Below are 2,094 nucleotides of genomic sequence, written 5' to 3' on the forward strand. Positions count from 1 at the left end.
ACGGCCCCGCTGGCGCCGCGGCTGGCGCGCGACATCGAGGCGCGCACCGGCGCGCCGCTGCTGGAAATCTACGGCAGCACCGAGACCGGCCACATCGCCACGCGCCGCACCGCGCACGATGCCGCCTGGCAGCTGCTGCCGGGCTTGACGCTGCGCCTCGAGCGCGCGCCGGGTGCGCAAGCCGCAGCCGATGGCGACGATGCCGAAGACGGCCCGGGCTGGCTGGCGAGCGGCGCCCATCTGGCCCAGCCGGTGGCGCTGAACGACGCGATCGAGCCGCTCGACGCGCACCGCTTCCTGCTGCACGGCCGCAAGGCCGACCTGATCAAGATCGCCGGCAAGCGCACGTCGCTGGCCTATCTGAACCATCATCTGAACGCGATTCCGGGCGTGGTCGACGGCGTCTTCCATCTGCCGCGCAGCGAGACGCCGGGCGGGCTGGGCAAGGAGGCGCGGCTGACGGCGCTGGTCGTCGCGCCGGGCCTGAATGCCGCCGATATCGTGCAGGCGCTGCGCGCGCGCATCGATCCGGTGTTCCTGCCGCGGCGCGTGTTCTTCGTCGACAGCCTGCCGCGCAATGCCACCGGCAAGCTGCCGCGCGACCTGCTCGAGCCGCTGGTCGCGCGGCTGCACAGCGGCCAGGCGGCGCGCCGCGACGATCGCGCGCCCACCACCGTGCTCGGGCCGGCATGAACAGCGCCGGCGTCTTCACCATCGAAGCCGGCCACCCGGCGTTGCCGGGACACTTTCCCGGCCAGCCGATCGTCCCCGGCGTGGTGCTGCTGGACCACGCGGTGCTGCGCATCGCCGCCGCGCTGGGCCGTGCGCCCCAGCCTTCCCGCCTTGCCTCGGTCAAGTTCCTGGCGACGGTGACGCCGAACGAGCCGGTCACGGTCCGCTATGCCAGCGTCGGCGATGACCCGGCCGGCGACCAGGCCGACCACCACGCCAGCCACCAGGCCGAGCACACGGTCCGCTTCGAGCTCGAAGGTCCAGGACGCACCGTCGCCAGCGGCATGCTGACGCTGCCGGGCGCGGCCGGGCCCACCGACGCGGTGGTATGACGGCACCGGACAACAGCCACGCGGCGCCGGCCGACGACTGGAGCAGCCAGCCCGAGCGCAGCCATCTGCGCCTGCTGCGCGCGATGCGCTGGCTGTCGCTGCGGCTGGGCCGGCGCGCCAGCCGCACGCTGCTGTGGCCCGTGGTGGCGGTCTATCTGCTGATCTCGCCGGGCGCGCGCCGCACCTCGCGCCTGTACCTGTCGCGCGCGCTCGGACGCCCGGCCGGCCTGATCGACCTGCTCCGCCAGGGCTTCGCCTTCGCCTCGACGATCCATGACCGCGTCTATCTGCTGAACGGCCGCCTGGACCTGTTCGATATCCGGGTCCACGGCGAGCCGGTCATCCAGCAGGCCATCGCGCGCGGCGACGGCGCCTTCCTGTTCGGCGCCCATCTGGGCAGCTTCGAGGCGGTGCGCACGGTCGGCCTGCGTTATCCGGCGCTGCGGCTGGCGGTGATGATGTACCAGGACAATGCCAGCCGCCTCAACGACGTGCTGGCGGCGATCAATCCCGCGGTGCGGCAGGACGTGATCGCGCTGGGCCGGCTCGACGCGATGCTGCAGGCGCGCGACTACCTGGAGCGCGGCTACCTGCTCGGCCTGCTCGCGGACCGCACGCTGACCCGGCTCGCCACCGATCCGCCGCGGCACTGCGAATTCCTCGGTACGCCGGCGCCCTTCGCCACCGGGCCGCTGCGGATGGCGGCGATGCTGCGCCGGCCGGTGCTGTTCATGACGGGCCTGTACCGCGGGGGCAACCGCTACGACATCCACTTCGACACGATCGCGGACTTCTCGGCGACGCCGGCCGCCGAGCGCGAGGCCGCCATCGAGGCCGCGCTGCGCCGCTATGTCGCGCTGCTGGAGCGGCATTGCCGGGCGGCGCCATACAACTGGTTCAATTTCTACGATTTCTGGCAGGCGCCGGCGCGCGCGCCTGCAAATGGATGATGCCGATCAGCAGCCCATTCGAAAGCCTTCGCTTGCCTACCTTCGGTGCCGCCCTTCGTCTGGGCGCGGCGTGCTGCCTG

General features: G+C 72.6%; 2 protein-coding genes and 1 pseudogene. All 3 read left to right on the forward strand.

The features are described from left to right. Positions 1-693 (forward strand): annotated as a pseudogene (locus tag B551_RS25695) (beta-hydroxyacyl-ACP dehydratase); the annotation flags it as partial. After that, positions 690-1,064: a hypothetical protein gene (locus tag B551_RS27140; protein WP_006580194.1), complete on the forward strand. Its 375-nt coding sequence runs from the start codon at positions 690-692 to the stop codon at positions 1,062-1,064. The pseudogene B551_RS25695 and the gene B551_RS27140, both read left to right, overlap by 4 nt. Further along, positions 1,061-2,014 carry a hypothetical protein gene (locus B551_RS16760; RefSeq protein ID WP_006580193.1) on the forward strand — a complete coding sequence of 318 codons (954 nt, stop codon included), beginning with the start codon at positions 1,061-1,063 and terminating at the stop codon, positions 2,012-2,014. Before B551_RS27140 ends, B551_RS16760 begins: the two co-directional genes overlap by 4 nt. Positions 2,015-2,094 lie beyond the last annotated feature (80 nt).

The organism is Cupriavidus sp. HPC(L) (assembly GCF_000307735.3).
In the GTDB taxonomy this organism is placed as follows: domain Bacteria; phylum Pseudomonadota; class Gammaproteobacteria; order Burkholderiales; family Burkholderiaceae; genus Cupriavidus.

Excerpts from the sequence above, each read along its gene's own strand:
- B551_RS27140 (WP_006580194.1), top strand. The coding sequence starts at position 690 with ATGAACAGCGCCGGCGTCTTCACCATCGAAGCCGGCCACCCGGCGTTG.
- B551_RS16760 (WP_006580193.1), top strand. The coding sequence starts at position 1,061 with ATGACGGCACCGGACAACAGCCACGCGGCGCCGGCCGACGACTGGAGC.